This is a genomic window from Streptomyces sp. WMMC1477 (genome assembly GCF_027460245.1).
GTDB lineage: Bacteria > Actinomycetota > Actinomycetes > Streptomycetales > Streptomycetaceae > Streptomyces.
In genome coordinates this window covers 1730409-1750783 of sequence record NZ_JAPZBD010000003.1, presented here as the reverse complement: position 1 = coordinate 1750783, position 20375 = coordinate 1730409, and the positions used below count along the sequence as shown (strand labels likewise).

General features: G+C 73.6%; 19 protein-coding genes. 3 read left to right on the top strand and 16 right to left on the bottom strand.

All coding sequences use genetic code 11. The features are described 5' to 3' along the window. Positions 1 to 20: 20 nt before the first annotated feature. Positions 21 to 1073: a TerC family protein gene (locus O7609_RS07995; protein WP_269743319.1), complete on the bottom strand. Its 1053-nt coding sequence runs from the start codon at positions 1071 to 1073 to the stop codon at positions 21 to 23. A gap of 156 nt (positions 1074 to 1229) precedes the next feature. On the opposite strand from O7609_RS07995, the gene O7609_RS07990 reads away from it, so the two are divergent. Beyond that, positions 1230 to 1568, top strand: coding sequence for a helix-turn-helix transcriptional regulator (locus O7609_RS07990; RefSeq protein WP_269734261.1), 339 nt, complete (start codon positions 1230 to 1232; stop codon positions 1566 to 1568). Positions 1569 to 1656: 88 nt separating this feature from the next. Here the strand turns inward: O7609_RS07990 and O7609_RS07985 are convergent, their stop codons facing one another. Continuing rightward, positions 1657 to 2181 carry a universal stress protein gene (locus tag O7609_RS07985; RefSeq protein WP_269743318.1) on the bottom strand — a complete coding sequence of 175 codons (525 nt, stop codon included), beginning with the start codon at positions 2179 to 2181 and terminating at the stop codon, positions 1657 to 1659. Between the two features lie 531 nt (positions 2182 to 2712). Between O7609_RS07985 and O7609_RS07980 the strand changes: the two genes are divergently transcribed. Continuing rightward, positions 2713 to 4095, top strand: a complete 1383-nt coding sequence (locus O7609_RS07980) for an NAD(P)/FAD-dependent oxidoreductase (RefSeq protein ID WP_269743317.1) — start codon at positions 2713 to 2715, stop codon at positions 4093 to 4095. 93 nt (positions 4096 to 4188) lie between these two features. Here the strand turns inward: O7609_RS07980 and O7609_RS07975 are convergent, their stop codons facing one another. From O7609_RS07975 to O7609_RS07940, 8 genes are all read right to left on the bottom strand, one after another. Continuing rightward, a complete protein-coding gene (locus O7609_RS07975) occupies positions 4189 to 4848 on the bottom strand; it encodes a DsbA family oxidoreductase (RefSeq protein ID WP_269743316.1) in 660 nt (219 codons plus the stop codon). Positions 4849 to 5027: 179 nt separating this feature from the next. Then, on the bottom strand, positions 5028 to 6494 hold the full coding sequence (locus tag O7609_RS07970; protein WP_269743315.1) for a dihydroorotase: 1467 nt from the start codon (positions 6492 to 6494) through the stop codon (positions 5028 to 5030). 226 nt (positions 6495 to 6720) lie between these two features. Next, complete coding sequence (locus O7609_RS07965) at positions 6721 to 7938, bottom strand: acyl-CoA dehydrogenase family protein (RefSeq protein ID WP_269743314.1); 1218 nt, start codon at positions 7936 to 7938, stop codon at positions 6721 to 6723. Beyond that, positions 7917 to 8966: a PrpF domain-containing protein gene (locus O7609_RS07960; RefSeq protein WP_269734255.1), complete on the bottom strand. Its 1050-nt coding sequence runs from the start codon at positions 8964 to 8966 to the stop codon at positions 7917 to 7919. The genes O7609_RS07965 and O7609_RS07960 overlap by 22 nt, the downstream gene beginning before the upstream one ends. Then, positions 8963 to 10807, bottom strand: coding sequence for an asparagine synthase (glutamine-hydrolyzing) (asnB, locus tag O7609_RS07955; protein WP_269743313.1), 1845 nt, complete (start codon positions 10805 to 10807; stop codon positions 8963 to 8965). The genes O7609_RS07960 and asnB overlap by 4 nt, the downstream gene beginning before the upstream one ends. Positions 10808 to 10815: 8 nt before the next feature. Beyond that, complete coding sequence (locus O7609_RS07950; protein ID WP_269734253.1) at positions 10816 to 11610, bottom strand: cupin domain-containing protein; 795 nt, start codon at positions 11608 to 11610, stop codon at positions 10816 to 10818. After that, on the bottom strand, positions 11607 to 11768 hold the full coding sequence (locus tag O7609_RS07945) for a hypothetical protein (RefSeq protein ID WP_269743312.1): 162 nt from the start codon (positions 11766 to 11768) through the stop codon (positions 11607 to 11609). Before O7609_RS07945 ends, O7609_RS07950 begins: the two co-directional genes overlap by 4 nt. 101 nt (positions 11769 to 11869) lie before the next feature. Beyond that, positions 11870 to 12133 carry an acyl carrier protein gene (locus O7609_RS07940; RefSeq protein ID WP_269734251.1) on the bottom strand — a complete coding sequence of 88 codons (264 nt, stop codon included), beginning with the start codon at positions 12131 to 12133 and terminating at the stop codon, positions 11870 to 11872. 271 nt (positions 12134 to 12404) lie between these two features. Between O7609_RS07940 and O7609_RS07935 the strand changes: the two genes are divergently transcribed. Next, positions 12405 to 13346, top strand: coding sequence for an aromatase/cyclase (locus O7609_RS07935; RefSeq protein WP_269734250.1), 942 nt, complete (start codon positions 12405 to 12407; stop codon positions 13344 to 13346). A gap of 94 nt (positions 13347 to 13440) precedes the next feature. On the opposite strand, the gene O7609_RS07930 is transcribed toward O7609_RS07935, so the two are convergent. The 6 genes from O7609_RS07930 to O7609_RS07905 form a co-directional block, all read right to left on the bottom strand. Beyond that, positions 13441 to 14133, bottom strand: coding sequence for a mycothiol-dependent nitroreductase Rv2466c family protein (locus O7609_RS07930; protein ID WP_269734249.1), 693 nt, complete (start codon positions 14131 to 14133; stop codon positions 13441 to 13443). Between the two features lie 213 nt (positions 14134 to 14346). Continuing rightward, positions 14347 to 15177: an AfsR/SARP family transcriptional regulator gene (locus O7609_RS07925; protein WP_269734248.1), complete on the bottom strand. Its 831-nt coding sequence runs from the start codon at positions 15175 to 15177 to the stop codon at positions 14347 to 14349. Between the two features lie 214 nt (positions 15178 to 15391). After that, on the bottom strand, positions 15392 to 15778 hold the full coding sequence (locus O7609_RS07920) for an acyl-CoA carboxylase epsilon subunit (protein ID WP_269734247.1): 387 nt from the start codon (positions 15776 to 15778) through the stop codon (positions 15392 to 15394). Between the two features lie 46 nt (positions 15779 to 15824). Continuing rightward, positions 15825 to 17417, bottom strand: a complete 1593-nt coding sequence (locus O7609_RS07915) for an acyl-CoA carboxylase subunit beta (protein WP_269737062.1) — start codon at positions 17415 to 17417, stop codon at positions 15825 to 15827. Positions 17418 to 17558: 141 nt separating this feature from the next. Beyond that, positions 17559 to 18449, bottom strand: coding sequence for a 4'-phosphopantetheinyl transferase family protein (locus O7609_RS07910; protein WP_269734246.1), 891 nt, complete (start codon positions 18447 to 18449; stop codon positions 17559 to 17561). Positions 18450 to 18504: 55 nt separating this feature from the next. After that, entirely contained in the window at positions 18505 to 20358 is a 1854-nt protein-coding gene (locus tag O7609_RS07905; protein WP_269743311.1) for an acyl-CoA dehydrogenase, read from the bottom strand. Between the last annotated feature and the right edge of the window lie 17 nt (positions 20359 to 20375).

Here is a 20375-nt window from a genome sequence, read left to right as displayed (position 1 = left end):
CCTGCGGCCGGCCCACGGGGTCACCGCGGTCGCGTTCGGGATTCGTGTCCGCCGGTGGAGGGAGTCACGGCGGGGGCGTCGTCGGCGGGTTCGGGCTCGGCACCGGCCGGGTGGCCCGTCCCGGGGGTGGGCTCACCGTTGTCCTCGCCGCGGGTGGCGATGAGGGACCAGCCGATGGAGACGGTGATGGTGGCGAGGATGACACCCAGGGTCAGGGGGATGGGCAGCTTGCCGACGGGCGTCTCGGACAGGATGAGTTTGACGCCGGCGAAGATGAGCAGGACGGCGAGGCCGTAGTGGAGGTAGGTGAAGCGGCGTAGCAGTCCGGCCAGGCAGAAGTACAGGCTGCGCAGGCCGAGGACGGCGAAGGCGTTGGCCGTCCACACCAGGAAGGTGTTGGTGGTGATCGCCAGGATCGCGGCGACGGAGTCGACGGCGAAGACCAGGTCAGTCGCCTCGATCGCGATCAGTGCCACGAACAGCAGCGTGGCCACCTGCCGACCGCCGATCCGCGTGAAGAACCGCCCGCCGTGGTAGTGGGGGTCGGTGGGAACGACCTTTTTGACGAGGCGGACGACGGGGTTGCGGTCGGGGTGGAGTTCCGCGTCCTTGGAGACGGCCATCTTGTACCCGGTCCAGATCAGGAACGCGCCGAACAGGTAGGCGGTCCAGAAGAACAGCTGGAGCAGTTCGGCACCGACGAAGATGAACACCAGCCGGAAGACCAGGGCGCCGATGACACCCCAGAACAGGACCTTGTGCTGGTAGGCGTCGGGGACGGCGAAGAAGGAGAAGACCAGCGCGAAGACGAAGACGTTGTCGATGGACAGCGCCTTTTCGATCAGGTAGCCGGCGTAGTAAGTGGACGAGACCTCGCTGCCCTGCCACCAGAGCAGGACCAGGCCGAAGGCGAGGCCGATGGCGATCCACACGGCGGACCAGATGGCCGCCTCCCTGAAACCGATCACGTGGTTGTCGCGGTGGGCGATGAGGTCGACGGCGAGCATGACGGCGATCACGAGGCTGACCGCGGCCCACACCCACAGGGGGACGGCGAACGACAGGTCATTCATGGTGGATCGGCTTCCGTGAACGGGTCGGCGGACCGGTGTACGTCCAGCGTCACTCACCCAGAGAAACCCGTCAAGTTTTACGCGAATATTTTTTCGCCAATAAGTTTTCATGCGAAGCCGTCGGTTGTGCGAAGCCGACTTCGTATGATGAGGGCCATGAGGCAGCCCTCCAGCTCGCGCGCCGACCACTGGACCTTTCTGACCAATCACGCCCGCGTCCTGATCGCCCTCGCTCGCGAACCCGAAGCGCGCGGGCGTGATGTCGCCGACGCCATCGGCATTACCGAACGCGCCGTCCAGTTGATCGTCGCCGACCTCGAAGCGGCCGGCTACCTCACCCGGGAACGCGTCGGCCGTCGCAACCGCTACACCATCGACCCCACCGTCGCCCTCCGCCACCCCAGCGAGGCCGACCACCCCGTCGGTGATCTCCTGGCCACCTTCCTGTACCGCGAGGACGTTCCCACCGTCGAGGCCCGGCGCACCACGTCTTAGCCGGAGCCGGAGCCGGAGCCGGAGCCGGAGTCCGCACGCGGCGTCGGGGTGTGCGGCGGCCGGCCCCGGCCTTTGCGCCCGGCGCTCCTCAGCGGGAAGCGTGGGGCCCGGCCAGCGGCACCCACGGCACCGGCGGGGCCGCATGGACGAACGGGGTGCCGCGGAGGGCGGCCGCCTCCATCACCGTGTGGGCGTCCAGTTCGGCCGGCCCGCTGCGCGAGACCACCAGCCGTGAACAGCCGTGAGCCGCGGCCGAGTCCAGCAGGGCCTTCGCCGCGTGCAGTCGGCCGCGCGCGCGGCCGGTGGGGCGGTGGAAGGCGGCCGGGTGGTGGGCGATCCCGGCGCGCGCCAGGCGTGGCAGGGCCCGGCCCAGCACCGCCCGGGCCGCCGCGGAGTCCGGGCGGGAGGCTGTGTGCCCGGAGGGAGACGGCGGCAGTACGGCGATGAGCAGGAGCGGTACACCGCGCGCGGTGGCGAGCCGGACGGCCGCGTCCGCGACGGCGGCGTCGTCGAGGCGGTCGGCCAGTACCGCGCCTACCGGGAACCGGTGGCGGGTGACCTCGCGGCCGGAACCCGAGGCGTGTGAGGGGTTCGGGTGGGGGGTGGTGTTCATGGCCTTCGAGCCTTCTGGGAGGGGGTACGTGCAGTGTCCCCCGGCACTGTGAAGTGCGTCAATGTTTACGCGAAATATTTTTCGCGTAAACGTGTCGCGCAGGTGCTCCGTGCTGGCCTGTTCCTCCGGCGGGCCGCCGGGGGGTGCCCCGCCGTGGGGCCGGGTGAGGCGGCTCGCGGGGGCTCCGACGAGAAAATTCGTGAAGTTCTTCACAAGGAAAAGTGCCCCGGGGGGCTCGATTCGTTGCTTCTGGGTGGGCTGGAGATCCGTTCCGGAGGTGAGAGGCGGGTTTCGGTTGCGTTTCAGAGGTGGCATCGCGGCGGGTGCGGAGCCCGCCGCTCCCGTCCGGTTCGCCGGGTGCGGCCGAAACCTCGCAGCTCACAGCCCTGCGGGAGGGGCCGGTGAGTTGTGGTGAGTTCCCGTGCCGGATGTGTCTCCCATCACGGGGCGGCGGAGTGTAGCAGAGGAGCGGGGAAACCTTGTGAAGGGGCTCACGAGCGCCGTCCCATCGGGTGCTGGATACTCGATGGCATGAGCACCACGGAGCGTCCTCGAATCCTCGTCGTAGGTGGTGGGTACGTCGGTCTGTACGCAGCGCGCCGCATACTGAAGAAGATGCGGTACGGCGAGGCGACGGTGACCGTCGTCGACCCGCGCTCCTACATGACGTACCAGCCCTTCCTCCCCGAAGCCGCCGCCGGCTCCATCTCCCCGCGTCACGTCGTCGTCCCGCTGCGTCGCGTCCTGCCCAAGGCCGAGGTCCTCACCGGCCGCGTGAGCAGCATCGACCAGGACCGCAAGGTCGCCACCGTGACACCGCTGGTCGGCGAGGCGTACGAGCTTCCCTTCGACTACCTCGTCGTCGCGCTCGGCGCCGTCTCCCGCACCTTCCCGATCCCCGGCCTGGCCGAGCAGGGCATCGGCATGAAGGGTGTCGAGGAGGCCATCGGCCTGCGCAACCACGTCCTGGAGCAGCTCGACAAGGCCGACTCCACGACGGACGAGGACGTCCGCCGCAAGGCGCTGACCTTCGTTTTCGTCGGTGGCGGCTTCGCCGGTGCCGAGACGGTCGGCGAGGTCGAGGACCTGGCGCGGGACGCCGCGAGGTACTACCCCAGCATCAGGCGCGAGGACATGCGGTTCGTCCTCGTCGACGTGGCCGACAAGATCCTCCCCGAGGTCGGCCCGGAACTGGGCAAGTGGGGTCAGGAGCACCTCCAGAAGCGCGGCGTCGAGGTGTACCTGAAGACGTCCATGGAGTCCTGTGTGGACGGCCTCGTCAAGCTCAGCAACGGCCTGGAGGCCGAGTCCAACACGATCGTGTGGACCGCGGGCGTCAAGCCGAACCCGGTGCTCTCCCGGTACGGTCTGCCGCTCGGGCCGCGCGGCCACGTGGACACGCGGCCGACGCTCCAGGTGGCCGGCAGCGACTACATCTGGGCCGCGGGCGACAACGCGCAGATCCCCGACCTCGCCGCGCGCGAGGCGGGCAACGAGAACGCCTGGTGCCCGCCGAACGCCCAGCACGCGCTGCGTCAGGCCAAGGTGCTCGGTGACAACGTCATCTCGGGCATGCGCGGCTTCCCGCAGTCCGACTACAAGCACGCCAACAAGGGTGCGGTGGCCGGCCTGGGCCTGCACAAGGGCGTCGCGATGATCGTCATGGGCAAGGCCAAGATCAAGCTGCGCGGTCGCCTGGCCTGGTACATGCACCGCACGTACCACGGTCTGGCCGTTCCGACCTGGAACCGCAAGATCCGCGTCTTCGCCGACTGGACGCTCGGTATGTTCCTCAAGCGCGAGGTCGTCTCCCTCGGGGCGATGGAGAACCCGCGCGAGGAGTTCTACGAGGCCGCGCGCCCGGTGCCGACCGGTACCTCGGCCGAGAAGCGCACCAAGGCCGGCGCCAAGTAGCCGGTACGCCGTGGCCGGTACGCCGGGTACGCCGAAAGGGGCCGCCCTCCATCCGTGGGGAGGGCGGCCCCTTCGCGTGCCCGGGCGGCCGGCTCACCGCTTCACGAGGCGTTCGAACACCGAGGGGTCGTAGGCGGTGACGACGGGGGCGGGGGTGCCCTTCGCCCAGGTGAAGGTGATGCCGGGGTTGTGGACGTCCGAGCCGTCGGGGAGGAAGAAGTGCGGGCTGCCCTGCACCGAGGGGCCCTGAGCCTCCTCCCACTGGGTGAACAGCCCGGCCCGGTGCGTGCCGTGCCGCAGCGCGTGGTCGAGGCGCTCGGCGTCGACGAGCGGGCAGGCCGCCGCGACGTCGACCACCTCCGGGTGCACGCTGACGCAGCGGGACTCGGCGTAGAAGGCGTGCCGCAGCGCCGCGTCGAGCTGGTCGCCGGCGGCGAGGCCGTCGATGTGCTGGGCCGCCTGCACGGCTTCCATGGCCAGCAGCGTGGTCACGGCGTACTCGGACTCGGGCCGCCGCCAGGGCCGCCAGCCGAGCTCCGGCTCCACCTCGGCGACGACATCGACCTCGGGGTCGAGGATGCGCTTGGGCGTGGGCCGGGAGTTGAACAGCTCCAGGGGGAACGCCCGGTGCTCGACGGCGAGTTCGACGTCCTGGGCGCGGGCGGCCCGGCGGAGGTTGTGCAGGGCGAGCGAGGCCCAGGGACAGCCGATGTCGGAGTAGACGACGACGCGGCGTGCGGTGTCGGCGGGCATGGGGGCTCCAGGGTTTCGGTTGTGGTCGTGGCGGCACGAGGCTTCGGGGGCCTTCGCGCCCCGGGCTCGGGGCGCGCCGGGTACGTCGTGGGCGCGCGAGGCCCCGGGCGCCTAGGCGCCCGGGGCCGGTCCTGCGCCTGCCGGTCCTGCGCCTTCGCGCAGACCTCGCACGAGCGCGCCTAGCGCGGGCCGCCCAGACGCACGGGTTGGTGGGGTTCCGCCGGGAGGGGGGCGAGGGGAGCGTCGGAGGTGGGGGCGGGGTCGGTCGGCACGGCGGGTTCCGCGTCGAGCCAGACGCCCGTCGGGGTGCCGAAGCGCGGCTTCTCCTCCCGGCCGTCGAAGATCACCTCACCGCGCCGCACGGTCAGCTCGGTGCGCCCGGTGAACGTCCAGCCCTCGTACGCGGACCAGCCCACCTTCGCCTCCGTGTGCTCGGCGGACATGATCCACGTCGCGTCCGGGGCGAAGAGGGTGAGGTCCGCGTCGAGGCCGATGGCGATGCGGCCCTTGCGCGCGGTGAGGCCGAACAGCTCGGCGGGCCGCTCGGCGCACAGCCGGGCGACGCGCGTCATGACCTCGTCCTGCTCCAGGTCCGGATAGCGGCGGCGCATGCCGGTGTGGACGGCGATCAGCATCTCCTGGGTGCCGGGCAGCCCGGGCGGGGCGTCGGCCACGGCCAGGACCTTCTCCTCCTTCGTGTGCGGCGCGTGGTCGCTGCCGATGGTGGCCACACCGCCGTCCATCACGGCCTCCCACAGGCGCCCCTGGTCCTTGAGGCAGCGGATGGCCGGGCGTAGCCGGATGCGGGCGCCGAGCCGCTGGGTGTCGGGCGCGGAGAAGGACAGGTGGTGCGGTGTGACCTCGTAGGTGATCGGCAGACCGACCCGGCCCGCCGCCTTGAGCAGGTCCGACTCCTCGGACGAGGAGACGTGCAGGATGTGCGCCGCCGTGCCGTACTTGCGGACGAGCTCGATGACGCGGGACACCGCGACGATGCCGCCGCTGCGCGGGTGCGCCGACTCGTAGGCGTCGTACCCGGCCGGCGGGTCCTGGTACTCGTCCAGCAGGGCGAAGACGCTGTCGTCCTCGGCGTGCAGCACGAGCCGGATGCCGCATTCGGCGGCGACGGCGAAGACGCGGTCGAGGACGACCGGGTCGCGGATGACGTGGGGGGCGGTGTGGTGGCCGGTCATGAAGACCTTCACCGTCGTGGCCTGCTGGGGCCGGAGCCGGTGCAGGCTCTCGACGCTGTCCGCGGTGACGCCCATGTGGAAGCGGTAGTCGACCAGCGAGTTCCCCGCGACGAGCGCCGCCTTCTCGGCCGCCAGCTCGGGTTCGACGAGCGGGGGCTTGGTGTTGGGCATGTCGATGACGGTGGTCACCCCGCCGGCGGCCGCCGCCCGGCTGCCGTGGGGCCAGTCCTCCTTGTGGGTGAGGCCCGGGGTGCGGAAGTGGACGTGCGAGTCGATGAGTCCGGGCAGGAGATAGCGTCCGGCGGCGTCGATGACGTGGTCCGCGGGCGGGGCGGCGCCGTCGGCGAAGATGGCGGCGACCCGCTCTCCGGATACCGCCACGCCGCCGTCGTGCACCCCGTCGGGTGTGACCACCCGTGCACCGGTGATGACGAGATCGTGGTTGGTGCTCACCTGAAACTCCTGTCGTGGACGGCGCCCGGGGCGGGCGCCATGTGCTGACTGCGTGTGTGCCCTGCGCCGTCCTCCGGCGGGTCGGGCCGGACGGGCGGCTCGGTCGAGTCCTGCGGTTCGGGCGAGTCCTGTCGGTGGGTCGGATGGCCGGGTCCGGTCGGTCCGGTCGGGTCGGGTCGGGAGGGGCGCGTGCGCTCCCCGGGCGGGAGCCGGGAGGGCCCGTCGGTCAGTGGGTCCAGGGTGCGCTCACCAGTTCCCGGCACAGGTCGTTGGTCGGGCCCATGAGGCCCACCGCGCGGGCGTCCAGGGCCAGTTGGTTCAGCGGGTGCTCGCGGAGGTAGCCGGCGCCGCCCAGCAGGCGCAGCGCCTCCGCGGTGACCTCCTCGCAGCACTGCGAGGCGAAAAGCTTGCTGTGCAGCGTGGTGACGCCGGGGTCCGCCGTGTCGCGACGGCCGGAGGCGTCCACCAGGGCGCGGGCGGCGGCCACCTTGGCCGAGAGGTCCACCAGCCGGTGACGGACGGCCTGCTGGTCCCGGAGCCCGCGCCGCACGGCATGCGTGAGGGCGAGCCGGTAGGCGGCCTCGGCGATGCCGACGGCGACGGCCCCGAGGGTGGCGCCGGACTCCCGGACGCCGGCGATGACGCGCACCGCGTCTCCGGCGGGGCCGAGCACCGCCGCGTCGGTGACGCGGCAGGACGTCAGCTCGACGAAGCCCGTGGCGGAGGCGCGCATGCCGACGAGATCCATGCCGGTGTCGGCGGTGAGTCCGGGGTTCTCCGCCTCGACGAGGTAGAAGGTCTGCCCGTCGCCGCCGTAGCCGGACCCGGCGCCCGCGGACCCGGCGCCCGCGGACCCGGCGCCCGCGGGCTCAGCGGGCCCGGCGGACGGAGCGGACTGGGCCAGCACCAGGTAGAGCTGGGCGATCCCGGCGCCGGTGGTGAAGGTCTTGGCCCCGTCCAGGACCCAGCCGCCGTCGGTGCGGACGGCCCGGGTGGCCAGGTGCCGCTTGTCCGCGCCGGCGCCGGACTCGCTCCAGGCTGAGGCGGCGAGCCAGGAGCCGTCGGCCAGCCGGGGCAGCCAGCGCGCCCGCTGCCCGGGGGTGCCCCACTCGGCGATGCGGGCGCTGACGGCGTAGTGCTGGAACAGGATGATGGCCACCGAGGGGTCGGCGGTCGCGACCAGTTCGACGAGCCGGTTGGTCAGCAGGGCGTCCCCGCCCGTGCCGCCGTGGGCGGCGGGAACGGCGGCTGCGAGCAGGCCGGACCCGCGAAGGGCGGTGAGGGCGTCCCCGGACGGCGCGCCCGCCGCGTCGGCCGTGGGCGCGAGGTGCCGCAGGGCGGCGAGGAACTCCGCGTAGCGGGCGGCCAGTTGCTCGCGCCCGGGCGTCACGGCACATGCTTCGGCCGGGGCGCTCGGGCGGGTCAGACCGTCAGCGGCTGCCATGCGGGCTCCTCCCTGTAGTCGTAGTTCTTCAGGGAGGCGATGCAGGCGGGTTCGTCGAGCCGGGCGAGCTTGCGGCTGACGCTGACCCAGTGCAGCAGGTCGACGCCGTCCCCGCGCCCGGCGACGGAGGCGGTGGCGCCCGTGGAGCCGCCCGGCGTGTCGATCTCGATGACGCCGCGGGGGAGCCCGGCCCGCCGGGCCAGCCGCTCGGGGACGGTGCCGGGGATGCTGGCGGCTCCGGCCAGGCAGGTGGTGCCGGTGAGGGCGATGCTGGGGTGCCACCTGGGCACGGAGATGGCCCGTACGGCCAGCCGCCCCGGGGTGTAGCAGCCGACGGCGGCGATCTTGGGGAGGATGCCGTCGGTGGGCCACTGGAGCAGCTCGGCCGCCGCCGCGCGGATGTCCAGCATCAGGGAGAAGGTCTCCTCGCCCGCCTCGAAGAGCTCCCGGGCGCTGTGCAGGCCGAGGGCGGTGGCGTCGACGAAGACGTACGGGTTGCCGATGGAGACGAGCGAGGCCGCCTGCACACCGGTGGACGTGAGCAGTTGGTCCACCGGACTGCCGGTCAGCAGGAGGTCGTCCAGGCGGGCGGCGGCGTCCTGGAGGAAGTGCACCGTGAAGCTGCCGCTGCGCCGCCGCGCCTCGTCCACCTCGCACACCACCTGGTCACCGGTGTTGACGACGCGTACCCGCACCCGGCCGCCGGGCGCGAGCCGGGGCAGCCACGCCTGGCCGTCGGCCGCGACGACGGCGGCGAGGATGGAGTGCCCGCAGTTGCCGTGGAAGTCGAACCGGTCGACGCCGGTGGGCAGGGCCTGCACGAACCGGTAGTCCAGGTCGAACATGGGGTGCCCGGAGGGCTCGACGAGGGCGAACTTGAGGATGTCGCCGCGTCCGTTCTCCTCCAGCCACTCCCGGATCGTGCTGAGGACCGGGCGCAGGTGTACGTCGTTCTTGGGCAGTTGCCGCTGGTCCAGCACGAGCGTGGGGGTCGGCGCCCCCATGGCTCGCGCGATGTATCCGATCACACCGCCACCTCCGGCATTCTGTAGTCCAGCACGCGTCGCCGCGCCGTGGCCGGGAAGAACCGCTCCCGCCACAGCTCGTGCACCATCAGCGCCCAGATCGCCGTGGCCGCCCGGTCGCTCGGGGCCGCGGACTGCGCCCGGAACAGCGCCTCGACCTGCCGCCGGTCGAGCAGGCCGTGGCGGCGCAGCCGTCCGGGGGCGAGCACCTCGCGGGCGTGTTCCATGAGCGGCTGCCCCGGCCGGAGCATCGCGGTGACGGGCAGCGTGAACGGCTGCTTGGGCCGGGTGAGGACGGACTCGGGCAGCAGGCCCTCGGCCGCCGCGTACAGCACCCGCTTGCGCCGCCCGCCGGAGATCTTGAGCCGGGACGGCAGGGAGCGGGCGTGGCGGACGACGTCCGGCTGGCAGAACGGCAGCCTGACCTCCACGGAGGAGGACATGCTCAGGTGGTCGACGCGGCGCAGGTGGTAGGCGGGCAGCCGCTCGCCCACCTCGAACGCGGTGAGCGCGGCCAGCCGGTCCGGGTGGCCGCTTCCGTCCCGGCGCAGCCGCGCGGTGATCTCCTCGCTCACCGAGCCGTGGTCGGCCATGAAGGCGCGGTAGTCGGAGCTGTAGAGGCGGCCGCGCAGGGCGGAGGGGACGGCGGCCAGCGCCTCCACGTAGCCGGGCACCCAGTCGGTGCCGGCGGGGGCGTGGACGGCGCGGTGGAGCCGGTCGTAGCCGCCGAACAGCTCGTCGGCCGCGTCGCCGGTGAGCGCGACGGGGAAGCCGGCGCGGCGCACGGCGGCGAACAGGGCCTGCGTGCTCAGGGTGATGGGGTCGGCGTTGGGCTGGCCGAGGTGGCGGACGACGGTGTCCAGCAGCCCGGGGAACGTCGCCGGGTCGATCTCGACCTGGTGGTGCCGGGTGCCGGCCCGGTCGGCTACGGCGCGGGCGAACGCCCGCTCGTCGGCCGGCCAGTCGCCGGTGTAGGCGATGGTGAACGTGTGCAGCCCCGGCACGGCCTCCGCGGCCAGCGCGGTGACCAGGCCGGAGTCCAGCCCGCCGCTGGTGATGGCGGCGACGGGGACGTCCGCCTCGGTGAGCCGGTGCACCTGGGCGCGCAGCAGTTCGCGCACCCGGTCGCCGGCCTCCGGTTCGGTGCCGTGCGGCGGTTGGGCGGCCGGGGCGGGCGGGCGCCGCACGAGGGTCAGCCCGCTGGAGCGGGTGACCCTGGCCGTCGCGCCCGGGGGCAGGACGCGGACGCCCTCGAACATGGTCCGCTCGCCGAACGGCGTCTTGGTGGCGAGGTAGGTGTCGAGCCCGGTGGGCAGCGGCGCGGCGGGCACGTCCGGGAAGGTGAGCAGGGCGGGCAGCTCGGAGGCGAAGTGCAGCCGCCGCCGCGCCGGATCCCAGTGGTGGTACAGCGGTTTCATGCCGACGTCGTCGGTGAACAGCCACAGCGTGGGCTCGCCGCGCAGATCGACCAGCGCGATCGCGTACATGCCGTCGAGGAGTTCGGTGAAGCGCGGTCCGAACTCGGTGAACAGGGCCGGGATGACGGAGCCGTCACAGGCGTCGGCGAACGCGTGGCCCCGCGCTTCGAGCTTCTCCCGCAGCTCCCGGTGGTTGTACAGCTCCCCGTTGAAGACGGCGACGACCTCTCCCGGGGCCGTCCGCAGCGCGTAGGGCTGGGCGCCGCCGTCCGGGTCCATGACGGCCAGGCGGTTGCTGCCGAGAGCCCAGTCGGCCCCGGATCGCAGGCCATGCCCGTCCGGGCCGCCGTGGCGCTGGGCCTCGGCCACCGCGCGCAGGGCGTCCCGCGTGCAGTGGGCGTCGAAGTGACCGAGAATCCTGCACATCGAAGAGATCACCGAACCTTGGCCGATACACCGGCTCGCTCGTAGAGGACCGGATCGAACGGGGTCGGGCCGCCGCAGGTGGCGAACCGGGGCGCGCCGGGGTCCTCGACGGGATGCCGCGTGCCGTGCGGCACGCCGGGCGGCGCGTAGAGCACGTCGCCGGGCCGGGCGTCGTACCACCTGCCGTCCAGGTGGAGCTGCCCCTCGCCCTCGAAAGCGATGAACGCCTCCTCGCTCTCCGGGTGCACGTGGACGTTGAAGTACTCGCCGGGGTTCATGACCCCGCAGTGCAGGCAGAGTTGGGGGGAGCCGGTGCCGGGCCAGAAGAGGAAGTTCATCGTCGCGGTGCGCTGTGAGGCCTCCGGCCCCGCGCCGACGCCGGTGAAGCCCCTGAGCTGCGTCTCCCCGTTCCACAGCGTCGAGAAGCGGCGCGGAGAGGGGCCGGGAGAGCGGCCGGGGCGCAGCGCGGTGCGCCACACGTAGGCGGTCAGCCCGGCCGGACCGGCCGTGAGGCCGTACGGTTCGCCGGTGGGGGCGTAGACCGTGTCCGCGCGGCCGACGGGCCGCTCGGCCCGTCCGGCGCGGGCCCGGCCGGCGCCCTCGAACACCACGACGACGTTCTCCTCCTCCGCCGAACCGCCCGGCCGCCAGAACCCGTTCGCCGGGACGCGGACGACGTCGAGCCGCACGATCCGGGCACCCAGGTGCGGTCCGACGGCCTCGGCCACCAGGCAGCCGTTCCGCGTGACGTACTCCAGTTCCCGCGCGGGCAGCACCGCCCCGCGGGTGGCGAGACCCCTCATGCCGCGGCCTCCTCGGGGGCGAGGAGGGCGTCGAGCGTGCCGTCCGGGTCGGAGATGGCGGCGACGGTCATCCGTGCCACCCCGGCGAGCGGCGCGTCGGACACGCCGGGTTCGCGGCGCGTTCGCGGTGTGCGTGTGATGACCATCTGATCCTCCATGTGCCGCAGGGTTGCGCGAACCGCTCGACCGGCGGTGGAAGGCGGACGGGCCGGCCCAGGGGGCCGACTGCTGCCGCCGGCGCGCCGTCCGCCGCGCACGGTCAGGTGCGGCTGCGCACCGCCGGCGCGCCGTTGACCGGAGCGAGGTGGGCGCGCGGCGTCTCGGCCTCGGCGACCCGGCCCTCGTCCAGCCGCACCGCGTGGTCGCGGGCGATCCGGCCGGTCGTCTGGAGCACGGTCAGCGAGTCGTAGCCGAGATCGGTGAAGGACGCGTCGAGCAGATCGCCTTCGAGGTTGACGGTCTCGTCGTCGCCCACGCTCTCGCGGAGCAGCCGGCTGAGGCCGGCGGTGGTCAACTCGGGCACGGTGATCGCTCCTTCGTCGGTGCGGCGGAGGGGTGCCCGGTCGCGGCACCGCCCCGTTCGACGTGCTCGCGCCGAGCGTGGCCGGGCGTGCTCGACCCGCATTCGAAGCGTGGTCGCGTGGGTACGCCGTGTGGCCCGGACCCGGCGTCGGCCGGGACGCGAGATCGTTTCGAGCCACGTTCCAGGGCGGTCTGTGAGCTTTCGGCGTGGGTGCCCCGGCCCGGCGGTCGGCTCGTCGCGCGACCGTTCTCCCGCTTCAAGGAGCAGCCTGATGACCGTGCGTGAGGTCGAGCACGACACCGTGGTCGACGCGTCGGCGTCGGACGTGTACCGGCTGATCGCCGACGTCGCGAACTGGCCGCTGATCTTCCCTCCGGCCGTCCACGTCGACCAGCGGGACCTGGCGGGGAACGAGGAGCGCATCCGGGTCTGGGCCAGCGTGGACGGCGAGGCCCGCCACTGGACGTCCCGGCGCACCCTGGAGCCCGCGGCCGGACGCATCACGTTCCGGCAGGAGGTACCGGCCCCGCCGGTCGCGGCCATGGGGGGCACCTGGGTCGTCGAGCCGCTCGGCGCGGCGCGGTGCCGGGTGCGGCTCATGCTCACCTACCGCGCGGAGGACGACGACGCCGAACTGCTCGCCCGCATCGACAGCGCCGTCGACCACGGCAGCCCCGTGGAGCTCGACGCGCTGCGGGCCAACCTCGAACGCGTCCTCGGCCCCCCGGAACTGACGCTCACCTTCCGCGAGTCGGTACGGATCGACGGCCCCGTCACAGACGTCTACGCCTTCGTCGCCGAGGCCCGGCACTGGCGGGACCGGCTGCCGCACATCGTCGACGTGGACGTGCGCGAGGCGAACGCCGGAATCCAGCGCCTGCGCCTGGAGACCCTCACCGGGGACGGCTCCTCGCAGACCACCGAGTCGCTGCGGGTCTGCCTCCCGCACCGGCTCGTCGCGTTCAAGCAGACGACGCTGCCGGCCCTGCTGCGGCTGCACACCGGGCACTGGGAGTTCGACGAGGACGTCACCGGCGTCACCACCGCCACCGTCCACCACACGGTGGTGCTCGACTCGCGCCAGATCCCCGGAGTGCTCGGCCTCGAGGCCGGGATCGGGGAGGCCGGGGACTTCGTGCGGTCCGTGCTGGGCGCCACCAGCCGGACCACGCTGGAGTTCGCCAGGGACCACGCGGAGCGGGCCCGCGTATGAGCGGCGACGAGCCCGGGGCTCCGGCTCGTCGCCCACTCCTTCCGGCCCCGCCGGGACGACGGAGTCCCGGCGGGGCCGGGGGTGGGCCGCGGCGTCACGGCCCGGCGTCCGGCGCGGGCGCCCCGCCCCACGTCACCTGGCGCACCTCGACGATCAGGTCCTCGCTCGCGATGGCCCGGAAGCCGTCCCACACCCGCCCGGCGCGCTCGCCCGCGGGAATCGCGCTCAACACCGGTCCGTACCGGCCCACGTGGCCGTTGACGGAGACCACGGGCACGTCGGTCACCGCGGCCACGCCGAGGCCCTCCCCGGCGGCGGGTATCCTGCGGTGCTCCGCGCGCAGGACGTCGTCCCACGTGCTCACCGTCATCTCGCGGGCCAGCGAGGGGCAGAGCCCGACCTCCATGAGCGCCGCCCGGATCGGATCGTCCACCGTCGGCCCGGGGTCGGTGCCGTCCCACCGCTCGCACCAGCCGGCCAGCCCGCCGCCCTCGGCGTGCAGCCGCCGCGCCATCGCCTCGTAGAGCGGGCCGAGCGTGCAGCGTCCCCCCTCCATCGCGGCGGCGGCCAGCACCCGGGCCGGCCCGCGGGCTGGGTCGGGGCAGCCCGGGGCGCCGCCGGGGAGGGCGTCGGCACGCAGCACGGCGCCCCCGGCGCAGTGCGGCCGCACCCGCACCGGCCGCACCCGCTCCACCTCCCGCAGCCAGCGGTAGGTGATCCACGTACGGCTGCACAGGGGGTCGAACCAGAGGTCCGCTTCGTCGTAGACGACTCTGCTCTGGTCCATCGGTTCGCCTCTCCTCGGAAGTCCGTCGGCCATGGTCTCCACCGGGGTTCGAGTACGACTCGAACCCCGGTGGACCCGTCCGGTGCGCCGCCCCGCGGTCCTGGCGGTGGCGTCACGGTGGCGCTTCTCGCGGGCTGCCGGTGGAGCCGAACACGTCACCGCCCCGCTGGGCCTGTTCAGCGGGGCGGTGACGCGTCGGGCAGCCCGCGGGGGTCAGGCGAACGTGGGGATGCGCAACTGGTCCCGCGGCTCGGAGACGCCCACCGGCGTCGACGAGGCGCTGTCCGACGGAGCGGGGTTGAGGACCTGCAGCTGGAGGCGCTGCATTTCGGGGCTGGGCTCGAGCCCCAGCTCGTCGTGCAGGATGCGGCGCAGGTTCTGGTAGGCCTGCAGCGCTTCGGCGCGCCGCCCCGCCGCGCCGAGCGCCGCGATGAGCTGCCCGTGGAACCACTCGTTGAGCGGGTAGTCGTTGACCAGCTTGCGCAGCGTCGGGATCGACTCGCGCTGCCGCCCGAGCTGGTTGTCGGCCTCGATCCGCAGCTCCAGGGCGCGGATGCGCACCTCCTCCAGGTGGACGATGTGACCGCCCAGCATGTCGCCGGCGGGAATGTTGGACAGCGCGGGCCCCCGCCACAGGGACAGGGCGCGGTTGAGATGCCCAGCCGCGGCGGCCGGCTGCCCCTGGCTCAGCTCGGTGTGGGCGCGGGCGACCAGCCGTTCGAAGATCCGGATGTCGACCTCGTCGTCCTCCACCGCGATCAGATACCCCGGAGCGTGGGTCACCAGCAGGGCGCGTTCGGAGGGAATGAGCTGTTCACTCTCGAACATGCGCCGGGCGTGGTAGATGTACGTCTGAAGCGTCGTTATGGCGCTGCGCGGCGGCCGTTCGCCCCAGAGCTCCTGAATGAGGCAGTCAGAGGTCACGATTTCGTTGGGCCGGGTCAGCAACAGGGCGAGCGTCTGGCAGACCTTGGGGGTACTGGGCAGATGCGTCCTGCCGTCGTCACTCACGATTTCGAACGGGCCGATGAGATTGAATCGCACTGCACATGCTCCTCTTCACGAGTGAAGAATGCGATACCGCGTTCTTCTCCGAGGGTGCCTTCCGAAACGGTAGGCGGGGTGCGGGCAATTCCCCATCGCGGATGGCCGAGAGTGTCACATCGGGCCAAACCGGATCGGTCCGTTTGGGCCGACGCCCTGACGGGAAGGGACCGCCCGGGCCGACCGGGCCGCCGCTCCGGCCGCGCGGGCGGGGTCAGGCCGCGCTGCGCCAGCCGGGCAGCGGCTGGTGCACCCACGACCGGGCCGCCGGGTGGTCGGGACGGCTCATCGTCCCCCAGTGCACGGTGGTGCGCGTCGCCTCGGCATCCTCCTCGGCCGCCCGCGCCCGCAGCCGGGCGCTGAGCACCGCGGCCACCGCGGCCAGCTCCTCGACGGTGGGGGAGCCGCGGGTGACGCGCCAGGACGCCGCGCCGAGCACCTGGGACGGCGCAATCGCGGACGGCTCGGAGGCGGGCCCCTCCGGTGCGGACGGCGCTTGCGCGAACCGCTCGCGTGCGGAGGCCGGTTCGGGCCGGACGTCCGCGCGCGGCACCGGCCGCGGCGTGTCGGTCCGGGGCGTCGCCTGTGTCGCCTGTGCCATGGGTCCTCCCGGTGGGGACGGCGGCCCGGCCGTGCGGCCGGGCCGTCTACTGCGGCTGGTTTCCGTGCTTGCGGCTGGGCAGCGGTGCGTGCTTGTCGCGCAGCATGGCCAGCGCCTTGACGAGGGCGGTCCGCGTCTCGCCGGGGTCGATCACGTCGTCGACGAGGCCGCGTTCCGCCGCGTAGTAGGGGTGCATCAGCTCCCCGCGGTACTCCGCGATGCGTTCGTTCCGGGCCGCGTCCGGGTCCGGCGCGGCGGCGATCTCCCGCCGGAAGACGACGTTCGCCGCCGCCTCCGCCCCCATGACGGCGATCTCGTTGATCGGCCAGGCCAGGGAGACGTCGGTGCCGATGGAACGCGAGTCCATCACGATGTACGCGCCCCCGTAGGCCTTGCGCATGATGAGCTGGACGCGCGGGACCGTCGCGTTGCAGTACGCGTACAGCAGCTTTGCCCCGTGCCGGATGACGCCGCCGTGCTCCTGGCCGACGCCCGGCAGGAAGCCGGGCACGTCCACCAGCGTGACGAGCGGGATGTTGAAGGCGTCGCACATCTGGACGAAGCGTGCGGCCTTCTCCGAGGACTCGATGTCCAGGACGCCGGCCAGCCGCGAGGGCTGGTTGGCGACGATGCCGACGACGTGGCCGTCCATCCGGGCCAGCGCGCACACCACGTTGGGCGCCCAGCGCTCGTGCACCTCGAACCACTCGCCGTGGTCCACGATCTCGGCGAGCACCTGGGTGACGTCGTAGGAGCGGTTCGGGTCCGCGGGGACGAGGTCGAGCAGCGCGTCCGTGCGCCGGTCGGCCGGATCGCCGGCGGGTTCGACGGGCGGCAGCTCGCGGTTGTTGGAGGGCAGGTAGGACAGCAGATGCCGGACGTCCTTCAGACAGCACCGCTCGTCGTCGTACGTGAAGCCCGCGACGCCGGACGTGGTCGCGTGCACGTCGGCGCCGCCCAGCTCCTCGTGGGTGATGCGCTCGCCCGTCACCGCCTGCACGACGTCGGGGCCGGTGATGAACATCTGCGCCGTGCCCTTGACCATGAACACGAAGTCGGTGAGAGCGGGGGAGTACGCGGCGCCGCCGGCGCACGGCCCCATGATGACGCTGATCTGCGGAATCACCCCGGAGTTGCGCACGTTGCGCTGGAAGATGCCGCCGTACCCCGCGAGCGCCGTCACGCCCTCCTGGATGCGGGCCCCGGCGCCGTCGCAGAGCCCGACGATGGGCGCCCCGGCCTTCTCCGCCAGGTCCATCACCTTGTGGATCTTCTGCGCGTGCGCCTCGCCGAGCGCGCCGCCGAAGATGCGGAAGTCGTGCGCGTAGGCGAACACCGTCCGCCCGTTCACCTTCCCCCAGCCGGTGAGGACGCCGTCGGTGTGCGGCCGCTTGGCCTCCAGCCCGAAGCCGGTCGCCCGGTGCCGTCGCAGACGCTCCGTCTCGACGAACGTCCCCGGGTCGAAGAGGAGTTCCAGCCGCTCCCGGGCGGTGAGCTTCCCCTTGGCCCGCTGGGCGGCGGTGGCCTTCTCGCCCGGCCCCGCCTCGACGCGCTCCCGCAGCTCCGCCAGCTCCGCGGCACGGGCCCGGGTTCCGTTCGGGGGCGGCGTGCTCTGCTCGGGCTCGGCGGTGTTCCGCAGCGGGGTGTCCTGTGCGACGCTCACGCGTGCCCCTTTCCTGCCCGTCCCCGCGCCGGTGCGGTGCCGGGACGGGCATGACCGGCGGCTCGCCGGCCGCCTGACGTCTCGGTGGATTCGGTCGGTTCGGCGCGGGCCCGCGGATCAGCGGCCCGTGCCTCCTCCAGCTTCGGCGCCGCGCTTCGCGTCGTCCTTGAGATAGCAGCCGAGAACGGCTGAAGTGACGCGGCCGTCGAGCAGCGCGGAGGCGTGTGCCCCGGGGCGGTCCCCGGCCGGGCCCGGCTCCACCGCGACGCTCACCGTGAAGCCCTCGGGCAGCGGATGCGTCTCGAACTGCCAGCCCGTGTCGGGCGCGGGCGAACCGTCCGCGCGCAGCAGCCTGGGCACCGCGGTCGGAGTGAGCGGGGTGGTGAAGCCGAAGGAGTGGAACGGCAGCCGCAGCCCGTGCCCGAGTGCCTTGCTGTAGGCCTCCTTCAGCGTCCACAGCCGGATGAACGCCGCGTTGCGGTCCTCCTCCGGGAGCCACTCCAGGGCGTCCCGCTCGTGCTGGGTGCACACGTCGTCCTCCAGCCCCCGCCCGTACACCGAGCGGCTCGCGGGTTCGACGTCGACGCCGATCGCGCCCCGGCGGCTGAGCCCGACGACCATCACCTCGCCGGTGTGGCTGAGGGACATCTCCAGTTGCCCGCACCCCCGGATGTAGGGGCGCCCGTTGGGATTGCGGGCCAGTTCGAGCTGGCCGGGGTCCGCGTCCAGCACTGTCGCCGCCACCCGCTTGAGCAGCACCCGCGAGGCCGCGAACCGCCGGCGCGCCTCGGGGTTGCCGAATCGCTCGTAGCGCCCGGCCTCGCTGCCCAGCAGCCGGGTCAGCTCGCCCTCGGACAGCCGCCCCGGTTCCCAGTCGGAGAGGAACCCGTACGCCGTGACGTACTCGCCGGCGCCGCTGTGCAGGGCGGTGTCCAGCCCGTGCCACGGGCCGTCCTCGCCGCTCACCCGCACCGGGGGCGGGCCCACCAGTCCGCTGCCTACCGCCATGACCGTCTCCTTCGCCTCGCTGTCTCCGCCTCCCGGCACCGCCCGGCCGGGGGCCCTAACTCCGTCCGACGGCCTGCCACGTCGGCGGGACGGCGGCGGCCGCCGAGGCCGGCGGCCCGTCGCCGGCGGCCCCGCCCAGCGCCGTTCCGTACAGGTCCAGGGAGCGGCCCTGGTGGTACCGCGTCACCACGTGGGCCACCATGGCGTCGGTGTCCTCCCGGAGGGCCTCCGAGCCCGGCAGGCCGAGCCGCAGGCAGATCCGGCCGAGCGCCGCGGCCAGCCAGGCGGGCTCCGACAGGAAGCCGCAGCCGGACTGCCGGACGCCGTAGCGCCACAGGCCCAGACAGGCGGCGCCCGCCGTGAGCAGCGTGTAGCGCTCGGCCAGCGCGTAGCCGCGCGGATTGGCCAGCACCGCCGGGTCCCGCTCGGGCAGCTCCTGGCACTCCCCGGCGACGACGCCGAGCTGCCCGGCGAGGGCGCGGGCCCGCTCGCGCACCACCCGGCCGTGGGCGGAGTCGAGCGCGGGGCCGCCGTCCAGGAGCCCGTCGACGTCGGCGAGCAGCGAGGTCAGCGGGTCGTCGGCCGCCGCCACCTTGAGCCGGGAGGCGTCCAGCGGCGGCAGCGCGTCGTGCAGCCCGAACAGCTCCTCCGGCGCCGTGTGCGGCGAACGCTTCCAGGACCGCCGGGCCAGGGTGGCGAGCTGGGGCACCAGGGAGGAGAGTGCCGCCACCGCGCCGGTCCGGCCCGGCGGCAGTTCGGAGAGGTCGATCAGATGCTTGCGGAACGTCCCGTAGCCCACGCCGTCGTGCCGGGCGTGCGCGAGGACGGGCAGCAGGTCGCCGGTGCTCTGCTGGAGCAGCCGGTGCCCGAGGTAGGTGCTGGCGGCCGACCAGAGGCTGGAGAGCGCGGGCAGCAGGTGCAGGGCCCGGAGGGTGGCCAGGGACAGGCAGTCGGCGATCAGGAGGTCCGCGAAGGCGGAGGCGATGACCTCCTGCGCGTAACGGGAGCCGAAGGAGTGGCCGTTGTCTCCCCCGGCCAGGACCACGGACAGCACCGACCGCAGGGCCGTGTCGGCACAGCCGATCGCCATGGCCGGCACCAGCGGGCGGGCCATCTGGTGCGCCCGCACGAGCGCGGCGGAGCCGTGCCCGGTGGTCCCCAGCACCCGGCCCGCGCCCACCGGCCAGCCGTCGAAGCGCAGCTCGCCCACGGGCAGCCGCCGCAGGCCGACGAACTCCTGGGACGGCAGCTCGCGCATGGCGGAGGCCGGCAGCTCCTGGCGGGGGAGCAGCATCGCCGTGTCGCCGCCGCCGGCTCCCGGTTCCGCCCCGGACGCCCCCTCGTTCCCGGGCCCGCCCTCGTGCTCGTCCCCGTTCCCGTTCCCGTGCTCGGCCAGGACGACGAAGGCGTCGGCGCGGGGTGCGTTGAGCAGGGGCGCGCTGTGCCCGGACAGGGACAGCCCGCCCGCGTCCACGGCGGCCCGGAGCCCGATACCCGCCCGGGCCGCGGCCGGGGCCTCGCGGGGCGCGGCGACGAGCCGGCCGCCGTCCAGCAGGACGGTGGCCGCGGCCCGGCGCTGAGCGGCGTCGCCGTAGTGCCACACGGACAGGGCGGGCAGCAGGCTGGCGGTGCCGTAGCCGCCGCCGAGCGCGCTGTCCCGCCGGTAGACGGCGCGCAGCAGGCGGGCCACGGTGTCCAGGCCGGTGAGCCGGCCGCCGAGGTCCGCGGGGACGAACTCCTCGTGCAGGCCGAAGGAGGCCAGCGTCGGTTCGCCGCCCAGCGGCAGTTCGCCGCGCCGGTCCGCCGCCAGCACCGCCGCGTCGGAGAGCGGGAGGGTCGTCTCTCGCGGGTCTCCGAGCAGCCGCTCCAGCTCGGCCACCCGGTCTTCGGTGGGCGGGAGTCGCATCATGGGCCTCACTGTCCCCA